Origin of the sequence: Affinirhizobium lemnae, assembly GCF_022968395.1 — a bacterium.
GTDB lineage: Bacteria > Pseudomonadota > Alphaproteobacteria > Rhizobiales > Rhizobiaceae > Neorhizobium > Neorhizobium lemnae.
Genome location: NZ_JALJQZ010000059.1, coordinates 1 through 19,044 on the forward strand (window position 1 = coordinate 1; position 19,044 = coordinate 19,044).

The following is a 19,044-nucleotide window of genomic DNA, read 5'->3' on the forward strand; positions in this document are numbered from 1 at the left end:
AAACGAAACGCAACTTCTCCTCGCTCGTTTCCATTGCAGCGGCGTTCATCTTGATAAAATCCGTCCACATGGCCTAGGTCGAACCGGCTTGCCACTTCGCTGGTGGCGTTGATGAAATCGCAGACAGCCACCTCGCCGATCAGCACCGGCGAGATGTCGTACTGGCGGCCGATACGCCGCAGGAAAGCAAAGATGGCTTCGACGTCGCACGCCCGGCCCCGCAACGCATTGTGAAACTCGTCGAAAATCAACACCCCCGGCTTGAGGCTGGACAGCAAATGGTCGAGTTGCTCCGCCTTGCGGCGAAGATCCCATATGTCACCGCCAGGAGCGCGCAATGCCTGCAGAATGCTGGCATAGAAATGGCCGAGGCCGGCGCCTTCGCGCGTTTGGACCATCCATACTCTTTGCTCGGGTGCGTTTCGCAGGTGCTGGACGGCAAACCGCTCGGCGATCATTGTCTTGCCATTTGCGTAAGGCCCGACCAACATCAGCCCCTGGGGTCGCAGGGACGGAGGCCGTTCCAAAAGCTCGGTCAGTCGCTGATGGCTGGCCTGGGCGACATGATGCCCGATCCACCGGGGCGCGCGGATATAGGCGATCCTTTCCTCCTGATCACGGTCAAGATAGGGACGGACATGCTCGAGCAAATGATCCGCCATGGCTACCAATCCTCCACCGGCAGCCGGCTCTTCTGGCGCAGGGGATGCTCTGCGGGAGGAGGCGCCGGCGGCTGCATGACCGCATAAGGCTTTTCCGCCGCAGCGGCATGGGCATTGCACACGCTGTTGCGCAGCTGGCGCTTGGAAGGTTTTGCGGTCTCCGCGATGGCTGCGATCTCACGGCGGAACGCCACCTTCTCGACGTTCGAGCGTTGATTGTTTGTACGTCGACGGGCGCGCTCTGCCTCATGTTCCCACAGCGTCAAGGGCATCAGCTGGCCGTCGCGTCGTTGTACCGGGCGAAACCAACGGGTTTCCGGGTCGCGGACGTAGACGTGACTGATGTCGCGGGGATCGTATCGCACCTCGAGCTTTTCGAGACGATCACGCTCGGGAACGAGGATGCCCAGCCATGGCGAATAATAGTGCATGGCGAACATGCTGATCCCTTGCGGAGAGAGTCGTCTTTCCGTCCCCGGCAGAAACGACAGCAACACGCGCTGCGGATCGTCACCAAAGTTCGGCAGTTCCGCGCTGCTGCGTTGCCATTCGGTCAGCGGCACCTTGAGGGTCTTGGAATTTTCCTGCAGATTGTGATCGATGACCGCGAGCGCGACGCAGCGCTCCAGATCTGCGAAACTCAGGCAGGCGCGCCGCTCCGACGGATATTCGTCGCGGTGGGCGACCGAGCGCCCCGATGAACCGGGATAGGCGGCGAGAACTGCATTGAGCTTTCCCAGCAACCGTTCAACCACCCCGCCTTGATGGACGCGGCCGCGAGCGCGATAACCGATCCGGATCCCGTAATCGTCACAGCCGCGCTGGAAGGCGTGTCCCTTGAACTCCATCGCCGAGTCCGTGACGAGCAGCCGCGGCCGACCGAACATCGGCCAGGCATGGTTGAGGTTGCGGGCGACAAGCCAGAAGTCTTTCGGGCAGATGTCGTGGGCGAGACAAAGCGCGACGGACAGAACAGACGGCTTTTCCAGGGTGAGGCAGAAGCCAAGGATGGAGCGTGTCGCCACGTCCGTGATCAGTGTCAAATACGGACGGCCCACGAACACGCCGCTGCCATCGACCACCTCCACGAAATTGATATCGGTCGGCGTATGGTCGATTTGGCAGACGGCGAGCGGATGCGGCGCGTGGATATAGCCGGGCCGCGGCTTCAGCCGCAGCAAGTGCTTTGGATTGGCCGATCGTTTCTTCGCGATCTCTTCAGGCGAAAACAACACCGGGATGCGCCGGGCGACCGTCACATAAGACGGCACGGCAACACCAGCTTCCTCGCACCGCGCGCGGATCTCGTCGACCACGGGAGCAAGCGCGGTCGGCTCGAGTGTCAGCCACTTCTCGCCAAGCGTGGTCGCAATGATCTCCTCTACAGGTTCCGACAGCCGCTTGCGCCGACTGGCCGCGGTGCGAGGCAGCAGGGCCGTCACCGTTCGATCGGCGCGATAACGTGAAAGGAGATTGTAGATTTGCCGCGTGGTCAGCCGCAGCTCAGCCGCCGCGCGTTCGACGGCAGCCTGTCTCGGACCGCCTCCGTCGAGGATCTTGTCCAGTTCGCGGGCGACGCGACGCACCATCGACCACTGCTCGTCTGAGATTGGGCGCGCAGTGGGCGCCGTTCGATCGTGCAATCGCTTTGGTAAGGGTGCTTCATTGTAACCGCTGTCCCACTCCCACATTGTCCTTCGCCGCCTGATTTGTGATCGACGTCCCATGGATCATGAACGGGAGTTTCTCCATGGAGACCTCATTGGAGTTTCTCACAACCAGGAAGCCTGGACGTGAGGTTCACCGACATTGGCCTGATGAGGTCAAGGCGAAGATCGTTTCGGAAAGCTTGAGGCCTGGCACGACAGTCAATGAAGTTGCGCAGCGCTATGGATTGCGAGCCAATAGCGTTTCCACCTGGCGGACGATGGCGCGGCAGGGCAAGCTGATCCTGCCCGCACCGGAGGATGCGGTAGAGTTCGCGGCGGTGATCGTTGATCCGCCTGTTTCGGAACATCCGCCTAAAATGCTCAGTCGCCCCGAGATCGTCTTCGGTCCCGTCACGATCCGCCTTGAGGAAGGTGCGTCCGCGTCTCGGATCGCGGCCATCACTCGGGCACTGATGGCGGAGACATGATCTTTCCGTCAAACCGGGTGCGGATCATGGTCGCGACCAAACCCGTCGACTTCCGCAAGGGTCATGACGGATTGGCGGCGCTGGTGAAGAACGAGCTCCACAAGGATCCGTTCACTGGAACGGTTTTCGTGTTCCGGTCTCGTAAGGCGGACCGGTTGAAGCTGATCTACTGGGATGGTTCCGGTATCGTCCTCGCCTACAAACGGCTTGAAGAGCACACATTCACTTGGCCTGGCATCAAGGATGGCTTGATGACACTAACCCACGCCCAGTTCGAAGCATTGCTTGCGGGCCTCGACTGGCGGCGGGTTCATGCCGTCCAGACGAGAACGCCGGAGACCATCGAATAGCTGCGGCACGATGACTCAGCACCGCACATTCCGAAGGCAAAACCGCTTTCGATTTGGTAGTTTCCGGCCATGCTTGATGCCGCCGACCTTCCCGATGATGTTGCTGCCCTGAAGGCGATGCTGATTGCGGCGCGGCTAAGCGAGGCGGCCAAGGACGTCGCGATAGCCAGCAAAGATGAGCACATCACCCGCAAGGATGAGCGGATCGAGCGGCTTGAGAAGCTGGTCGCAGCATTCAAGCAGGCAGCCTTCGGACGTAAATCCGAGAAGGCCGATCCTGACCAATTCGACCTGGCGCTCGAAGACGTGGAGACGGCCATGGCCGTGATCCATGCCGAGGATGAGGCGGACACTCCTGCAGGAAACAGGATTGCCAAGCCGCGCGCGATCAATCGCGGCTCCCTTCCAAAGCATCTTCCGCGTGTCGAAGAGGTGATCGAACCGGACAGCCTAATCTGCGCCTGCGGCGGTTGCCTGCATTGCATTGGCGAGGATGTTTCCGAGCGGCTGGACGTGGTCCCGGCGCAGTTCCGCGTCATCGTCACCCGGCGGCCCAAATATGCCTGCCGTGCCTGCACGGACGGTGTTGTTCAGGCTCCGGCACCAGCACGGCTGATCCAGGCAGGGCTGCCGACGGAAGCGACCGTCGCCCAAGTGCTGGTTTCCAAGTACGCCGATCATCTTCCGCTCTATCGGCAGGCCCAGATCATAAGCCGCCAAGGCGTTGATCTCGACCGATCAACGCTGGCCGATTGGGTCGGTCGGGCAGCCTATGAACTGCGGCCCGTCTTCGATGCACTGATCGCCGACCTAAAGCGCTCGACCAAACTATTCATGGATGAGACCCGTGCCCCAGTTCTCGATCCGGGCTCCCGCAAAACCAAGACCGGCTACTTCTGGGCACTCGCGCGTGATGATCGCCCATGTGGCGGCGGTGCTCCGCCAGGTGTCGCCTTCACATACGCTCCCGGTCGCGGGGGCATTCATGCGGAACGGATATTGCAGGGCTTCTCCGGTATCCTGCAGGTCGATGGCTATGCCGGATATAACAGGCTGATCGTTCCTGACCGTGTCGGATCAGACATTCAGCTTGCCTATTGCCGAGTAGGCGGGGTCGTTACCGAGCCCCGCCCCTCACAGATCCGGACGTGCAGATTTCCCGCATCCGGTTCCTCACGGTCCAGTTTCGCTCAGATAGGGCTCCATTGATGTATGATCCGGGTCGGCGGCAGGGGAAATCGGTCAAGAACCTGCGCCATCCGGTCCCAGTTCGGCTTTCCAGATCGGCCGCGGCGCGAGAGCCCGCCTTTCCAGATTCGTTCGACCTGATGGTGGTACCACTTCAGACGCCGTCCGTTGCCCGTGATCCCGTAATAGGCGTAGTGGCCTTGCATCATCCGGGCCAGATGTCGATGCTGGACCGTGAGCGACAGGTGTAGGTGTCTGATGCACCACTCCCTGGCTGCCCGTAAAGCCCGCGCAAACCGATCCTTGGCCGTGACCTGCCGCACCACCGGCTTCCCCTTCCGCGACTTGCCCCAGACATGGGTGAAGCCGAGAAAGTTGAAACTGGTGGCGCTTGTTGCAGGGTGCCGCCCATGCGGGCGCCGGAAACGGAAGTCCACATAGCGCGTCTTGTCGGGATGGAGCCGGAGCCCATACCGCTCAAAACGCTTGCCCAGCACGGCCAGCATCCGCCGGCCGTCCAGGTGATCCTCGAAGCTCATGACGAAGTCGTCAGCGTACCGCACCATCTGACACCTCCGTTTTAGGCGGGGCTTCGCCACCTCCACGAACCACCTATCCAGCACGTGGTGCAGGAAGATGTTCGCGAGAAGTGGACTGATCACACCGCCTTGTGGGGTTCCAGCTACCGATCGGCTCAGGGTGCCCTGGTCGAGCACCCCTGCGTTCAACCACTTGTCAATCATACGTCTGATGACGCCGTCTCTGATCCTCAGGTCGAGGAAGCTGCGCAGATGCCCGTGATCGATGGTGTCGAAGTACTTGGAGATATCCGCATCAATCACCCAGCGCTGGCCGGTGTCCATGATGCCATCACGCAATGTGCGGATCGCGTCATGGGCCGACCGTTCCGGCCGGAACCCGAACGAGCAGTCCAAAAAGTCCTCCTCGTAGATCGGTTCCAGCAGCATCACGATTGCCCGTTGCGCCACCTTATCCTCGAAGGTTGGGATACACAGAGGTCGCAGAGACCCATCGGCCTTGGGGATGTAGTGGCGTCGCACCGGGGGCGCGCGGTAGCTGCCCGACATCATCCGGGTCCGGAGGCTTTCAAGATTAGCCCCAAGATCCTTCTCATAGTCGGCGGCCGTGCGCCCGTCGATGCCCGCCGCGCCATCCTTGCGCGTCAGAGCCCACGCCTCGAACATCCAGTCGAGATCTATCAGATGGTGCAAGGAGGTGAACACTCTCTCCGGGTGCTCCCTCGCCTGTTCGGCTATCCACTGCCGTTTCGTGTACACGTTTGTAGGGCTCAGGGTCCCCTCCGATGTTTCCTGTCAGTGGTTCTGGTTCCGTGGCACCCCCCTTTCCTCGTTCGGGTCCCGCCGGACACGGTTCCCCGCGCTCATTGGTACTATGAGGGTGCTACGACTTCCCGCTCACGCTTACCCATCAGCTTATTGCTTCGCTTTCCGGGTCCCATGCGGCCCTGCATATTCGTGTCCGCCGAGGCGCTCCCTCCGACATGCAGGGCTGCCGCAGGGCCTGGAGTCTTTTACGTCAGCCGGCGCCCCCGTTTCCGGCATCGCCTCCGTGGGCGTGAGTGGGATCTCTCAGGTTCCCCGGCGATCCATCCCGTGACTTTGCGATGGCCCAAGACCCCGGACGACCCCGCCTGCCTCGCCAATACCGGCAAGTCGGATGCTGCCCCCGGTCCCAACACTCCGAAGGCGTCATCAAGATCATGATATCGGGGCTTACCCCACCGCTTCATCACCCGCTGTCTACGCTTCACGAATGACGTTGCCGCCATCCATGCCAGACTCGCTTCCGGCTGGCGGGCTGCGCCTTTGCCGAGCGGGCGTTGAACCCGCTGGATCGCTGCGAACGGTTTCTGTTCGGTCCTCACCTCCTTTCGTATTCATCCCCCGTTCCGGGGCTTGCCTGACGCAAGCTGGGCCCATGCCCGTCGCAAATTGGTGGAGATCACTCGCATCGGCTCAGCACCGATTGCCGAGGCCGGCGTAAAGCAGATTGGCGAGCTGTATCGGATCGAGGCCGAACTGCGTGGTTTTGATCCGCAGGCCCGCCTCGTTGGACGGCAGATGCGGTTAGCGCCACTCGTAGCCGACATGCAGGCTTGGCTCATTCATCATCGCGCCCGCGTCGCAACGAAGTCTCCACTCGGCGAGGCATTGGCCTATATCACCAAATACTGGGATGGTCTGAAGCTGTTTCTGACCGACGGCCGCATCGAGATCGACAACAACAGCGTTGAACGGACAATCAGGCCGATAGCCCTCAATCGCAAGAACGCATTATTTGCAGGTCATGATGCCGGAGCCGAGAACTGGGCAACCATCGCTTCGCTGGTCGAGACGTGCAAACTCAATGCCGTCGATCCGCAGGTGTATCTGACCACGACGCTCACCGCCATCGTCAACGGCCACAAGCAAAACAGGATCGATGAGCTGTTGCCTTGGAATTATCCGGTTGCGGAATACTCATCCAAAGGCGTTACGTAAGCCGAACCGGTCATGCCCCACTCTTCATGGCTCGTCCTACAATCTCCGAGATGAAGGCGCTCTTTTCCGACGTGTACCTATCACCGTCGTATGGAAATTGATCTGCAAGCCGCCGTTTCAAAACAGCATATGCGGCAGCCGCCTCGTCATGCTGCCGAAGATAGTCCCAAAACAGCATTCTACGCTCATGAGTCCGGTTTGATGGGGGACAGAGATAAACCCTGATCTGGGGCGTACGCCGCTTCCAAAGGAAGGCCCAAACATCGTCATCGTATCGATTTCCACGAGGTTCAAAGCCAATTTTTATCAGCTCTAGGGTAGCGCCGGGAACGTCGTCCAAACTCGATACAGTGATATCGATGTCGATGATTGGCTTCGCGGTCAGACCTGGCACGGCAGTGCTACCGATGTGGTCGATAGATACGACATATTTTGCCAGTCTCGTCCTCAAAAGGACTTCAGCAGCGAAGAAATCACTCGTCCAGTTTGGATCAAAAGCGGAGAGTTCGACTAAGGTCGGCATAGGCGTACCGTCATTATCGGAGATAAATGACGTTAACCGATTCCCCTAATTCATGTCTCCTCTTGGCGGAAAATTGCCGTCCTAGAAGACCAGCGTCTAACCCCACTGTGGGGTGGGACACCGCTTACGCTTCATTGAAATCGTCAGCGGAAAATCGACGCCGGTTTAAAGCCTAACCCTAACGCCTGTATGACAATTTCCCATTTGAAACGCGAAAGCAAAAGCGACAACGAGAACGGCTGGTCCGGAGGTAACTCCTGCGAGGTTGTTGTTTCACAACCCCGCCCTCGCCGCGCAGACCGGTACTATTTCGATATCCCTGACGAAAAGGGCGTCAAAAAGCGGGTATGGTTTAATCTCAATCCGTGAGTTGCAGCTGATGAACGCCAATCATTTAATCGTCGCTGTGGCGGGTGTTGGTATCCTGGCAGGCGCGGGTGGAACTTACTTCCTGATTCCGAAGCCTACACCAGTCGTTCGCGCGCCCACTGATGCGGAAATTGCTGCCCTCATTGCCGTAAACCCGTCCCTTCTCCCGCGTCCTCCTACTCCCAAGATTGAGGCTCCAACCGGGGAGGAAGCCATCGCAGCATATTGTAAAGGCTATGCGCGAAACCCATTGAGGACCGAACAAGGCGAAGACACTGTGACGCTTGCTCTTGGCGAGTGCGATGAGAACTCAGAGGACCGGGCTTTTCATGCGTTGCATTGATTAGGAAAAGCGCAACGGCGACCTCCGGTCTTGCCCAATTACGCCTATTTTGAACGTCTTAGCTTAAAATGAACGTTTTCAAGGCTAGACTCTGTTTCTAGTTTCCAATCCAGTATCACGGGGTTGTTGTCCAACGTTTGTCGCAGCTCGAGCGGCACTATTACATCAGGCATTATTGACGGGGTGCCCCATAGAACTACGCCCGGCGCAAGCTCCGCCATAGTAGTGATCTTTACAGCATTGGCTTCGCCTACCGCGAGAACATCGAATTCAGCAGCACCTTCCATCCTCCCAGCGATTGCATTGCCAACCGTAATCTCGGCAATCACGCGGGGCAGCGAGAGCGCTTGGAACCGATGAGCGTTTAAGAAATCGTAATGATAGGAAAGAAGCTCAATGCCAGAGAACTGGAAATCAAAGGTCCCTATTTGCGCGACCAAGCGAACTAGGGACGGCAGCAGTTTTCCACCGGATTTCAAGAGCTTCCTGTTGGCCCCAGACATGACTGAAATCAGCGGCTCTCTCAATAGCCAAGGAGACAGCAACTCTGAGAATACAACGTCGAATTTCGGACCGTCATAACAGTCTATATAATCGAAAACGTCGCCCAGAACGAACTCCACGTCAGCAGCCCCGGATTTTATTTCAGCAACAGCTTGACCAAACTTCAATGTGCGTGGATCCCTTTCTACTCCTACTGCCCGCGAAAACAGGCCTGCAGCAAAAAGAGTAAATATTCCCGTGCCGCAGCCCAGTTCAATAAATGTTGACTCAGAAGAAGCATAACACGAGATCGCACGCTTTATCGTTTGGACTCGTACCGAGTCTGCCAGCATAATCGCGTGTTCGTGTATCGGAAACAATAGCTCGCGGTTTTGCATCACGGTCCAGCTCTTTAAGTGAAGTAATCTTCGCAATCACCCCTTCGCCGAACATCAAGCGTAACGCAATGAAAGGCGCCGCCAAGAACGCGACCGTGCCGGAAGCGCACCGGAACAGGAATCATCCCGTTCTTCTCAAGGAGCTTGATCATACGAGTCGCCGCCTTGTTTACTACGACATGCTTTTCATCAAGAGAAAGAACGTTTATATCTATCGCAATACTTGCGAGGGAGATATCCTCGTATTGATACGCTTCTTTGCTCAGTTCCTGCTCTGTCACACGGATTACATCCCAGGTCTGAAGTAATGGCGGAAGCATATCGTTGCTTGGGATCCTTCTGCCGTCCACTAACAGCTTCCCAGGTGCCAATGGCACGAGCCGCCCGTCAATGTGAGAGTCAGCAATGCAGATTTTGTGAAATCGGACATCCGGCAAATTTCGCTTAAGCCATTTGAACCCAAGTTCGTGGTTCTTGTTTGCAACATTAATGATTATGTCTTTTCCAAGCCTCATGCACTGAGCGCCATCTATCATCATCTCCACGCCAATGTCGTGCACGGTGGAGACCGCCTCACCAGCGTTCTTCGGGCTGGTGCGCCTCACATAAGAATCATCAAATGAGTTGTCGGTCATTATGGGGCGAGGCGCTGAGATCCAATTAGCGCCAGACTTGAGGTATTCATAGAATAATGGCTTCAGCTGATCGTTCTCATAAAACCGAGTTCGAACAAGAGGCGGAGTTTCAAGAATAGTATTGCCATATATTAAGCACTGGTCGCGCACATTCAACGCAGGGCTAGCGTAGCCCTTCCACCCATATGGGGTGCTGAAAAGCGTAGGCCCGTCAAAAATATTGGTAGGGCGTCGAACTTTTATCCCGAAGTCTGAGAGTATTTGTGAAAATTCCTCGAGATCTTCTTGCCCTTCTTCTACGAAACGGTTTGGGAGATCAAATTCCGGGTCTGAAAAAAAGTAGCCATCGTGGAAATTGTCGCTAAAAAATAACTGGAACGACCGGTCGAAAACGGGCGTCCGGATTTGAAACACATGCCCAATAATAACTTCTTCTAGCGGTTGCCACTCAGTATAGCTGCTGACTAAGCATTCAGGATCCGACATGCGACCTCCAGGCGTTGCAAGAGACTGTGACCTTCGGTGAGCTGCTGATTTCTATGGCAGGCTAAAACCAAAGGGACTTAACATCGCGATCATGAGAGCGAAGGGTAGTGCGCCCCACCGATCTGTCAACTAAGAATAATGCATATTTCTCCCATGCGTTTTATAATTGCATCCGACAGAAGATCGTGTCAATTGTGTAGCACACGGCTCCCGCCAAATTTGCGAAGAGCCGCCATTAGCAAGTGATGCTTTAGCTGAGTGCCGTCTCGATAAGAAGTCGTTCCTGCGATGGAGGCTGTTGTGATTCCATTCTATGCACCGAGCATCGATGAGTCGGACATAGAAGCCATCGCATCGGTTATGCGATCAGGTTGGTTGGCTAGTGGACCCCGAGTGAGGGAATTCGAACAACGGTTTGCAGAGAAAACTGGAGCAACATTTGCTGTAGCAACCTCGTCGTGCACGGCCGCGCTGTTTTGTGCTTTGCGTAGTATGGGAATCGGGCCCGGTGATGCGGTAATAGTGCCAAGCTTAACTTTTACCGCAACAGCGGAAGCTGTTCTTCAAAACGGAGCAAAAGTAGTTTTTTCGGATGTCGGGGCGAATTGCACAATGGCAACGGCAGCCACGATAAGATCTGCCATAGAATCGCATAGAGCGGAGACTGGGAAAGATGTCAGCGCTGTCGTAATCACTCATTACGGGGGAGAAATAGCAGGAGATATAGGCGCGATAAATGAACTCTGCCGAGAGCTTGGGATAGTACTAATAAATGATTGCGCCCATTGCCTCGACTCCTCCTTTCTATCAAAAACGCCTGTTGACGAAGCATGGTTGCCAGTGGGCAAATTGCCAGGTCTTTGTTGTTTCTCTTTCTACCCGAATAAGTGCATCACCACCGGATTAGGTGGCATGATTACAGGGAATGACGCTGACATCATAGCAGCATGTCGTGCTCTAGTGAATCATGGGATTAGTCGCAGCGCAAACCGTTTCAATTGGGACTATGAGATCACCAGCGAGGGCTTCAACTTCAACATGCCGGATACGGCCGCTGCTATGGGCATAGCTCAGCTTCTAAAGAGCTCCGCTCTACACTACGCTAGATCTTCCGCTAGCATGCGATATGATGCTGCTTTTCTAGATCATCGCTACTTAAGAATCGTTACCGGTAAACTCTCGACCAGTCGCAGCTCCAACCATCTTTACGCCGTGGCACTCGATCATCCCACGATAAGTCGTGACTCCCTAATCGGAAGCCTACTAGAACGGGGGATCGAGGCCTCCGTACATTGGCGGCCGCTCCACCGTCACAAGGTTTATCAACAGCTGATCCAAAACGGGCGGGTTTTCTGTGATGAACTCATCAATAGTGACAATCTAAGCAGTCGAATACTCTCGCTTCCTCTCTATCCGTCGCTACAGACGTTTGAACAAGATCAGGTCATATCTGCTGTCAATGAAATATTGCTCGCCTACTAATCAAAAGGAGGAGAAAATGGCTGGTAGACTGGTATTTATCGGTGGAGGCGACGTTCTTCTGAAGCTTGGTTTCCCTGCGCAGGAACAGATAGTAGACACGAAATACGGTAAATGCCGATTCACAAAGGCCGTAGTCGACAGTGTCGAAGTGTTTTCAGTACACCGCCATGATCCAGGTCACCACTTCGCGGCGCACTCGGTGGATTATCGCCGCATCATTGCTGCAGCGGCAACCCTGAGGCCGGATTGTGTCATTGGGATTTCCATTTGCGGTTCCTACTGCGACGATCTTGACGTCGGCGATACATTATTCATTGATCAAGTCATCGATCTTACAAAGAAGCGAATTGACACCTTCTACGATACCCCCGGAGACGTTCGTCACATAAATGTGTACGAGCCGATATGCCACGCGAAAAGATGCCGAATGAAGGGCGCTGCTGCTTCAGTTCGGCCACTCAAGGAACGTCAGATAACGCTCGTGTGTATTGATGGTCCAAGGCTTTCAACGCGAGCCGAATTGAATTGGTTCCGTCAGATTGGGGGCGACGTTGTAAACATGTCGCTCGCGCCAGAGGCCTTTCTCGCCCGGGAACTCGGCTTATGTTACGTCTCAATATCTATGGTGACAGACAAAGCTGACCTTGCAGCCAATGATGTGACTGTCAAGGACATGGTGACGGCTGTTAAAAGAAGCGAGACGAGCTTTCTTGAACTGCTAGAGCACTTGATTTCAAGCTTTAGCGACCTAGATTTCGCTCCGTGTACCTGCTCTCGCGCACCTACAGAAGCTATCTTTTCTCTCTAATCGGGAGACCGGTACAATGATGAGCGAAATTATAGATGTCTCGACCTTCAAAGAAGGAATTGTCCCGGTAGACGATTATCATTTCGTCTTCACGGTCAAGAGCAAAGACCAGTTGGCGCGTCGCCGCCGGATGGTGCAAAACCTCGAACGAGGTGCCGTTGCGCGAGTTTCGCAGCGTGCCGTAAGCAAAGGTTTTATTGGTGTTGGTAGGCTCGCAGCGGGTAGCCTAGTGTTTGCCACCATATATGAAGCCGACGAACCTCGCCACATTTCGATTGGTCCTGATGCAAATGTGTTCGTCACCACGGCGTCTAACATTGTTCGTTTAGACGACAATCTCGAGTTCTGCGGATCGATAGAAAATAAGCTTTTTAGCTTTCTCCATTCAATTGAGCGCTCCGCAGATGGGCAGCGTTTTCTCGTCTGTTCGACCGGTTATGATACTGTCCTCGAGATAGACGTACACAGCGGGGATGCGCTCAAGATTTGGTACGCCTGGGAAAGAGGATTTAACCCGGACTTGGATGGAAACTGGCTTACCTTCGACAATCACCAGCACGAAAAATGGCGGTCAGAGGGCAAGACCAGCGTTCTAGTCACTCCTGGCAGCAATGCGTATGGTATAGCACAGACTTATAGATCAGCGCATCCCAACTTCGCCTGCTACAATGGCCCATATGCAATCTTAGTACACATTGCCTTCAGCGGAGCGCTCTACAGCATCAACTTAGAGGACATGTCGCATCGGCTCATCTTGAAACGATCTCCAATGGCCCACGGGCTCAGGAAACTAAGTGACGGATGGGCCTTGGTTGAGACGACGGAAGGAAAGTGGACGGAATTTACGAATAATTTCGAGGAGCGCGGCGGTATCACCGCCAAGAACTTGGGGCGCAGACACGCAGATTCGGGCACTGCTGAGTGGCTGCAACACGTTCTTTTTCTGGATGAGACCAAAGCTGTATTTTTTGATGCTAACCGGGGCATCTACGCCGCAGATCTTAAAACTAGGACCATACAGTTTTTCGAAACGCCTGAGGATTATTGCTTTCAAGATGCCATCTTGCTCGGGCGTTCCTAACTAAAAGGGATGGGGTACATTGTTGCGAATCTTGCATGTATCGACCGATTACAAAGCGATTGGCGACAACAGTGGATACGGCGGCGTGGAAAAGCACGTCTTAGCTCTAGCTCGCCTTCAAAGAGAAAAGGGAAACGAAGTTCATATTGTCACAACCAGCCAAGCCACGGATCCGTTAGCGCTGCCGATATTTCCGGAGGATTTATATAAGATAGCTTTTAATGATCCCGCTTATTACATGACTAAGGTGGACGCTGTTGTGGCGGAGATCACGGAGATAGCTAAATCATACGATATAGTTCATGATCACATGGGAAATTTTACAACCTTCGCACGCGAAGTGGATGTTAGCTCCAGAGTCTTCCTTAGCTGCTATGCTCAGCCCAGCCACTACGCATACCGCTCATTGCTGCAGAGGTGCTCCATTTCCCTTTCTCGATTTCCGAGAGAGAAGAAGCCTTTAGTTGTTGCATCCAGCTTTGCACAACGCTCGGCGCTTGAAGCGGTGCTTCCAGCGGATTTCGTGGTTCATCCAGCGGTCGGCAAGTGCCCAGATTATTCAGACCGGGACGGCGACATCGACGTCTGCATTGCAGGCATTCGCCCAGACAAATGCCAAGTCGAACTGGCACGTTTCGCGAAAAAACACCACCTCCCAATGTTGTTTGCCGGGCCACCGCTCCTTTACGATCAGGTTTCTACATCTTATTATGGCGAGTTCATTCAATGTGTTGACGACCACGTCGATACTCGTACAGCTACACTAGAATTTCTCCAGGAGGTGGTCAGGCGTTGCGCGAAAAGAAAAGAAGTAATTTATATCGGTGAGATATTCGATCAGAAAGCCTTAGAAGCTGTTTTTGCGTCTGCCCGGCGTGTAATACTGTTAAATTCAACTAACGAAGTCTATTCCACTGTCGCAATGGAAGCATTAAAAAGAGGCATACCCTGTATTCTTGGTCCATATCAGTCCTCTTGGGAAACGTCTATGGGTATGGCTACAATCGTGAAAGACTTGTCAGAGGTTGCGTTAGCTGAGGCCTTCTCAGCAAAAACTTTGTCTCGGTCGCTCATTCGAGATTTTGCAGAACTGCATTTCGACGCTGAAAGATGGGAGGCGCAATGGGACATTCTTTACCGCAGTCAACACGCCCAGAACCCGCTAAGGAGCGGGCGGTTCTTGTGATTGTCGCTCATCCGGACGACGAGACCCTAGGAGCGGGTGGAACAATCGCACGGCTATCCGTGCAGAATTGCCCGGTTCATTGTCTTTCGCTCACAAACGGGACCGGAGCGCGGAACTGTGAACCGCTTGCGGGAAAAGATCGCCTGGCTGCCTTCAACGATGCAAGCTCGCTTTTGGGGGTGCGATCAACTGCTACCCTAGAATATGAAGACCAGCGTTTAGACCACTACCCCTTTCTTGATTTGGTCCAGGCGGTAGAATGCTGGGCAGCGAAGTTCGAGCCCATCGCTGTGCTAACACATTCCTCGTCCGATCTCAATCTTGATCATCGCATCGTGTGCGAAGTCGTAGCTACCGCTTTCCGACCCTACAAATTTAGTTGCTTAAGCTTGATCGCGAGTTTTGAGATAAACTCGACAACGGAACTCGGGACTTTGATAGGCAGAAGCTTTCGTCCAACTATGTTTGTTGACATTCAAGAGTCCCTCCCTCTGAAACTGAAGGCAATGCAACGGTACGAGTCCGAGATTGGGAGTTTCCCTCATCCGAGATCGAGTGATGCATTGGTTGCTGCAGCAAGGCATAGAGGAATCACTATGGCTAGTCAGGCGGCCGAGGCGTTCGAGGTATTATTTCTGGCAGGACGAAAAGCTGAAGCGCTTGAGGCTCTTTTTGCGCGTTAGGATCTTAGTTTCCCAACTTCTACAACGAGTGACCCGGTCCTGTAGGGTGCAGGGGGATTTCGAGATGTGCTAGGCGGTATAGCCCCGGTTTGCGGCAGTCGAAAAGCGATTACAATTCCGGAGATCCTTTTCCCCGCGGAGAAGATCCTATGGCGGCAGAGCGACTCGAGCAGCAGTTGGACTTTTAGGTGCATCAATGCAGGGCGAACACGTAATGAAAATCACGCACCTTCGTCGATTGGAATCGGAGTCCATCTTCATCATGCGGGAAGTAGCAGCCGAGGCCAGGAAGCCGGTGTTTCTTTATTCCGTAGGCAAGGATTCCTCGGTTTTATTACATCTTGCGATAAAAGCATTTTACCCATCGAAACCGCCTTTCCCGCTCATGCATATAGACACAACCTGGAAGTTCAAAGAACTGATAGAGTTCCGGGATCGCACCGTGGGACAACTTGGTCTCATCTTAATCAAGCATACCAACCCTGAAGGAGTTCGCCGCAACGTAAACCCATTCGATTATGGACCGAGCGCCTACACGAACATCATGAAAACTGATGCGCTGCTACAGGCACTGGAGATGGAGCGGTTCGATGCCGCCATCGGTGGCGCTCGTCGCGATGAGGAAAAAAGTCGGGCAAAAGAGAGAGTCTTTTCCTTCCGCACTGCTGCTCACTGTTGGGAGCCAAAAAACCAGCGGCCGGAACTTTGGAACCTCTACAATGCCAGGGTGGGCCCTGGTGAGTCAATTCGCGTGTTCCCGCTATCTAACTGGACAGAACTGGATGTATGGCATTATATCTTACTGGAAAATATTCCCGTGGTTCCGCTATATTTCGGCGCAGAGCGGCCAGTCGTCAATAGAAGCGGCAAATGGATCATGGTCGATGACGATCGTTTGCCCTTGCTGCCAGGCGAACAACCGCAGATGAAATGGGTACGGTTCCGCACCCTCGGCTGTTATCCATTGACTGCGGCCATCGAATCCCGAGCTGCAACGGTGGAGGACATAATCTACGAGACGTTGGTAACGCGCGCTTCCGAACGCTCAGGACGGCTGATAGACCACGACGACAAAGGCTCGTTGGAAGAGAAAAAGCGCCAAGGTTACTTTTGATGATTTCGACCGCAGAACCACCCCTTAGTAACCAACTACTCATTGACCATCTGGGCAGTCAGGATGACAAGGGCCTCCTCCGATTTATGACCTGCGGCAGCGTCGATGACGGGAAATCGACGCTAATCGGCCGGCTGCTCTACGACGCCAACCTGATTTACGAGGAACACCTTGCCAACGCAGTGGAGGATATGAGGCGTCTTGGGGTGGCTGGCGATACCATTGACTTTGCCCTTCTTATCGACGGTCTCCAAGCCGAGCGCGAACAGGGGATCACAATCGATGTCGCGTATCGCTCATTTACAACAGCTAAACGCAGATTTATTGTCGCCGACACGCCTGGCCACGAGCAATATATGCGCAACATGGCAAGCGGCGCATCAAATTCTGATCTTGCCATTATCCTGATCGATGCGCGCAAAGGCATTCTTCCTCAGACACGCCGACATACTTTCGTGGCATCACTTCTCGGTATTCGCCACTTGATCATAGCGGTCAACAAAATGGATCTTGTGGAGTGGGATCACAGGATTTTCAATTGCATTGTCTCGGATTTCCTCTCCTTCGCGTCGAGATTTGATTTTAGCTCATTGCAGGCCATTCCGATGTGCGCGCGATCTGGTGACAACATATTCATTCCTAGCCCTATTATGCCTTGGTACCAGGGACCGACGCTGATCGAGCACCTGGAAACGATAGACGTTTCTTCCGAACTGGAATCGAAGCCATTCCGCTTCCAGGTGCAGTGGGTGAACCGGCCCAACTCGGACTTTCGCGGCTTTTCCGGAACTGTCGCATCAGGCACTGTAAGGGTGGGTGAAAAGCTCGTCGTCGCGGGTTCTGGTAGGGGCACCAAAGTAAAGTCTATTGTGACTTATGATGGGGATCTTTCGGTTGCCGTTGCCGGTCAAGCCGTCACTTTGACTCTCGAAGATGAGATCGACGTTTCGCGTGGCGATGTGCTTTGCCCATCAGCTGAGCGCGTTGAGGTTACCGACCGATTCCAGGCACGGCTGATTTGGATGAATGAGGAACCACTGGTTCCTGGTCGTCGGCTGCTGATCAAGCTCGGTACTCGCACCGCAGCGTGCAGTGTGACTGACATCTGCTGCAAAATAGACGTCAATACGTTCACAGAACTTGCCGCAAGCTCGCTTCAACTGAACGAGATGGCGGTGGTACACCTCAAGGTTCGCGAACCTCTCGCGTGTGAGTCATACAACATAAATCGCGCTATGGGTGGATTCATCGTAATTGACCCGGTCGCGAACCTCACACTTGGGGCAGGCATAATAGAACATGGCCTTTGGCACCACAATCACGTACATCCGCAAGCCCTTACTGTTTCTAAGGAGACGCGTGCCACTATCAAGGGTCAAAAACCCATGGTCGTTTGGTTCACCGGACTTTCTGGTGCGGGCAAGTCGACAATTGCGAATGCCGTCGAAAAGAAGTTAGTTGCTCTTGGGAAACACACCTATCTGCTCGACGGCGACAATATTAGGCAGGGGCTAAGCAGTGACCTTGGCTTCACAGATTCGGATCGGATAGAGAATATTCGTCGGGTCGCCGAAGTGTCAAGATTGTTGGTAGATGCTGGCATCATAGCGCTTGTTTCGTTTATCTCGCCCTTCCGCTCCGAGCGCCAGTTGGCACGGGAGTTGCTCGCTGAGGACGAATTCGCGGAGATCTACGTCGCGACCCCACTTTCAGTGGCCGAGGCACGAGACACGAAGGGGCTGTACGCCAGAGCGCGGCGGGGTGAGATAAAGAATTTTACTGGTATCGATAGCCCTTATGAAGTACCAGAAAGCCCTGAACTGTCCCTGGACACGACGACGCATAGTGCTGAGCAATTGGCAAACGTCGTTGTTGAACTCATCCTTGAACGGTGCCACTGAGGTGGCCATAAGGGACCTGTTTTTGAGGCACGCGCCGTATTTCATTTGGCATACCGCGGCGCTTGCCAGTACCAACTTTAGTCGCGAGAGCGTGCGAGGGCTGAAGCAGAAACCAGCTCCGTGCAGATTGTTCCATTTGATTACACAGCCGATCCGCAGTGCAGCACGGTATGGTCATGACAAGAGGCGAGCCCTGAGTGGAGGCACTCATGCCCTGGGGTCACGCGCGCTGAACGGCCTCAGCTTGCCGCTTACGAAAATCGTAGACCGTATGTCCATCTTCGTGCCTTCTGACCTGAGACCCGACTTCCCTCCATTTTTCGGGAGAGTCTTGGGTTTTTAATCTGGCCTTATGCGGCCTGTTTTTCCATAGCCATTTTCATTGCGAACTCTCTGGGTGTGATGTTGCCCAGCGACGAGTGCGGTCTGTTTCTGTTGTAATCCTCCTTCCATGCGGTGATGGCAGCGCGGGCTTGGTTGAGCGACGAGAACAGCGTCTCGTTGAGGCATTCGTCACGGAAGCTGCCATTGAAGCTTTCAACGAAGCCGTTCTGCATCGGCTTGCCTGGGGCGATGTAGTGCCATTCGACCTTGGTCTCCTGACACCATTTGAGGATGGCCATGCTGGTCATCTCCGTGCCGTAGCACATCGGGAATCTCGCTCTGACACAGCCGGCGGCGCGCGTAGCCGTG

Annotated in this window: 17 protein-coding genes and 2 pseudogenes; 12 read left to right on the forward strand and 7 right to left on the reverse strand. The window is 54.7% G+C overall.

Features of this window, described 5'->3' with window-relative positions; all coding sequences use genetic code 11:
- Both MUU53_RS20885 and MUU53_RS20890 read right to left on the reverse strand, forming a co-directional pair.
- A partial coding sequence (locus MUU53_RS20885) for a TniB family NTP-binding protein (RefSeq protein WP_247262603.1) occupies positions 1-662 on the reverse strand: 662 nt, incomplete at its 3' end.
- 2 nt (positions 663-664) lie between these two features.
- On the reverse strand, positions 665-2,251 hold the full coding sequence (locus MUU53_RS20890) for a Mu transposase C-terminal domain-containing protein (protein WP_247262604.1): 1,587 nt from the start codon (positions 2,249-2,251) through the stop codon (positions 665-667).
- A gap of 161 nt (positions 2,252-2,412) precedes the next feature.
- On the opposite strand from MUU53_RS20890, the gene tnpA reads away from it, so the two are divergent.
- From tnpA to tnpC (MUU53_RS20905), 3 genes and pseudogenes are all read left to right on the forward strand, one after another.
- A complete protein-coding gene (gene tnpA / locus MUU53_RS20895) occupies positions 2,413-2,799 on the forward strand; it encodes an IS66-like element accessory protein TnpA (RefSeq protein WP_247262605.1) in 387 nt (128 codons plus the stop codon).
- Positions 2,796-3,149: an IS66 family insertion sequence element accessory protein TnpB gene (tnpB, locus tag MUU53_RS20900; RefSeq protein ID WP_247262606.1), complete on the forward strand. Its 354-nt coding sequence runs from the start codon at positions 2,796-2,798 to the stop codon at positions 3,147-3,149. Before tnpA ends, tnpB begins: the two co-directional genes overlap by 4 nt.
- 69 nt (positions 3,150-3,218) lie before the next feature.
- Positions 3,219-4,250, forward strand: a pseudogene (gene tnpC / locus MUU53_RS20905) (IS66 family transposase); the annotation flags it as partial.
- A gap of 89 nt (positions 4,251-4,339) precedes the next feature.
- On the opposite strand, the gene ltrA reads toward tnpC (MUU53_RS20905), so the two are convergent.
- Positions 4,340-5,581: a group II intron reverse transcriptase/maturase gene (gene ltrA / locus MUU53_RS20910; protein ID WP_247262607.1), complete on the reverse strand. Its 1,242-nt coding sequence runs from the start codon at positions 5,579-5,581 to the stop codon at positions 4,340-4,342.
- Positions 5,582-6,283: 702 nt separating this feature from the next.
- Here ltrA and tnpC (MUU53_RS20915) point away from each other — a divergent pair.
- Positions 6,284-6,859: pseudogene (tnpC, locus tag MUU53_RS20915) on the forward strand (IS66 family transposase); the annotation flags it as partial.
- A 10-nt stretch (positions 6,860-6,869) separates the two neighbouring features.
- Here tnpC (MUU53_RS20915) and MUU53_RS20920 read toward each other — a convergent pair.
- Positions 6,870-7,382, reverse strand: coding sequence for a GrpB family protein (locus MUU53_RS20920; protein WP_247262608.1), 513 nt, complete (start codon positions 7,380-7,382; stop codon positions 6,870-6,872).
- Positions 7,383-7,761: 379 nt separating this feature from the next.
- Between MUU53_RS20920 and MUU53_RS20925 the strand changes: the two genes are divergently transcribed.
- Positions 7,762-8,094: a hypothetical protein gene (locus tag MUU53_RS20925; RefSeq protein WP_247262609.1), complete on the forward strand. Its 333-nt coding sequence runs from the start codon at positions 7,762-7,764 to the stop codon at positions 8,092-8,094.
- Between the two features lie 44 nt (positions 8,095-8,138).
- Here the strand turns inward: MUU53_RS20925 and MUU53_RS20930 are convergent, their stop codons facing one another.
- Positions 8,139-8,975: a methyltransferase domain-containing protein gene (locus MUU53_RS20930; RefSeq protein WP_247262617.1), complete on the reverse strand. Its 837-nt coding sequence runs from the start codon at positions 8,973-8,975 to the stop codon at positions 8,139-8,141.
- A gap of 14 nt (positions 8,976-8,989) precedes the next feature.
- A complete protein-coding gene (locus MUU53_RS20935) occupies positions 8,990-10,096 on the reverse strand; it encodes a hypothetical protein (protein ID WP_247262610.1) in 1,107 nt (368 codons plus the stop codon).
- A gap of 288 nt (positions 10,097-10,384) precedes the next feature.
- On the opposite strand from MUU53_RS20935, the gene MUU53_RS23450 reads away from it, so the two are divergent.
- From MUU53_RS23450 to cysN, 7 genes are all read left to right on the forward strand, one after another.
- On the forward strand, positions 10,385-11,578 hold the full coding sequence (locus MUU53_RS23450; protein WP_377307154.1) for a DegT/DnrJ/EryC1/StrS family aminotransferase: 1,194 nt from the start codon (positions 10,385-10,387) through the stop codon (positions 11,576-11,578).
- Between the two features lie 16 nt (positions 11,579-11,594).
- Positions 11,595-12,386, forward strand: coding sequence for an MTAP family purine nucleoside phosphorylase (locus tag MUU53_RS20940; RefSeq protein WP_247262611.1), 792 nt, complete (start codon positions 11,595-11,597; stop codon positions 12,384-12,386).
- Between the two features lie 16 nt (positions 12,387-12,402).
- Complete coding sequence (locus tag MUU53_RS20945) at positions 12,403-13,467, forward strand: YncE family protein (RefSeq protein WP_247262612.1); 1,065 nt, start codon at positions 12,403-12,405, stop codon at positions 13,465-13,467.
- 19 nt (positions 13,468-13,486) lie between these two features.
- Positions 13,487-14,653 carry a glycosyltransferase family protein gene (locus tag MUU53_RS20950; protein ID WP_247262613.1) on the forward strand — a complete coding sequence of 389 codons (1,167 nt, stop codon included), beginning with the start codon at positions 13,487-13,489 and terminating at the stop codon, positions 14,651-14,653.
- Positions 14,590-15,336, forward strand: coding sequence for a PIG-L deacetylase family protein (locus MUU53_RS23455; RefSeq protein WP_377307155.1), 747 nt, complete (start codon positions 14,590-14,592; stop codon positions 15,334-15,336). Before MUU53_RS20950 ends, MUU53_RS23455 begins: the two co-directional genes overlap by 64 nt.
- 214 nt (positions 15,337-15,550) lie before the next feature.
- A complete protein-coding gene (gene cysD, locus MUU53_RS20955; protein WP_247262614.1) occupies positions 15,551-16,450 on the forward strand; it encodes a sulfate adenylyltransferase subunit CysD in 900 nt (299 codons plus the stop codon).
- A complete protein-coding gene (gene cysN / locus MUU53_RS20960) occupies positions 16,450-18,351 on the forward strand; it encodes a sulfate adenylyltransferase subunit CysN (protein WP_247262615.1) in 1,902 nt (633 codons plus the stop codon). Before cysD ends, cysN begins: the two co-directional genes overlap by 1 nt.
- Before the next feature lie 350 nt (positions 18,352-18,701).
- On the opposite strand, the gene MUU53_RS20965 is transcribed toward cysN, so the two are convergent.
- On the reverse strand, positions 18,702-19,044 hold a 343-nt coding region (locus tag MUU53_RS20965), incomplete at its 5' end, for an integrase core domain-containing protein (protein WP_247262616.1).

What these genes read in the sequence shown, in the direction of transcription:
- MUU53_RS20945 (WP_247262612.1), top strand. Translation starts at nt 12,403, where the DNA reads ATGATGAGCGAAATTATAGATGTCTCGACCTTCAAAGAAGGAATTGTC.
- MUU53_RS20940 (WP_247262611.1), top strand. Translation starts at nt 11,595, where the DNA reads ATGGCTGGTAGACTGGTATTTATCGGTGGAGGCGACGTTCTTCTGAAG.
- MUU53_RS20920 (WP_247262608.1), bottom strand. Translation starts at nt 7,382, where the DNA reads ATGCCGACCTTAGTCGAACTCTCCGCTTTTGATCCAAACTGGACGAGT.
- MUU53_RS20925 (WP_247262609.1), top strand. Translation starts at nt 7,762, where the DNA reads ATGAACGCCAATCATTTAATCGTCGCTGTGGCGGGTGTTGGTATCCTG.
- MUU53_RS20935 (WP_247262610.1), bottom strand. Translation starts at nt 10,096, where the DNA reads ATGTCGGATCCTGAATGCTTAGTCAGCAGCTATACTGAGTGGCAACCG.
- cysN (WP_247262615.1), top strand. Translation starts at nt 16,450, where the DNA reads ATGATTTCGACCGCAGAACCACCCCTTAGTAACCAACTACTCATTGAC.
- MUU53_RS20930 (WP_247262617.1), bottom strand. Translation starts at nt 8,975, where the DNA reads ATGCAAAACCGCGAGCTATTGTTTCCGATACACGAACACGCGATTATG.
- MUU53_RS20890 (WP_247262604.1), bottom strand. Translation starts at nt 2,251, where the DNA reads ATGGTGCGTCGCGTCGCCCGCGAACTGGACAAGATCCTCGACGGAGGC.
- MUU53_RS23455 (WP_377307155.1), top strand. Translation starts at nt 14,590, where the DNA reads ATGGGACATTCTTTACCGCAGTCAACACGCCCAGAACCCGCTAAGGAG.
- MUU53_RS23450 (WP_377307154.1), top strand. Translation starts at nt 10,385, where the DNA reads ATGGAGGCTGTTGTGATTCCATTCTATGCACCGAGCATCGATGAGTCG.
- cysD (WP_247262614.1), top strand. Translation starts at nt 15,551, where the DNA reads ATGAAAATCACGCACCTTCGTCGATTGGAATCGGAGTCCATCTTCATC.
- tnpB (WP_247262606.1), top strand. Translation starts at nt 2,796, where the DNA reads ATGATCTTTCCGTCAAACCGGGTGCGGATCATGGTCGCGACCAAACCC.
- tnpA (WP_247262605.1), top strand. Translation starts at nt 2,413, where the DNA reads ATGGAGACCTCATTGGAGTTTCTCACAACCAGGAAGCCTGGACGTGAG.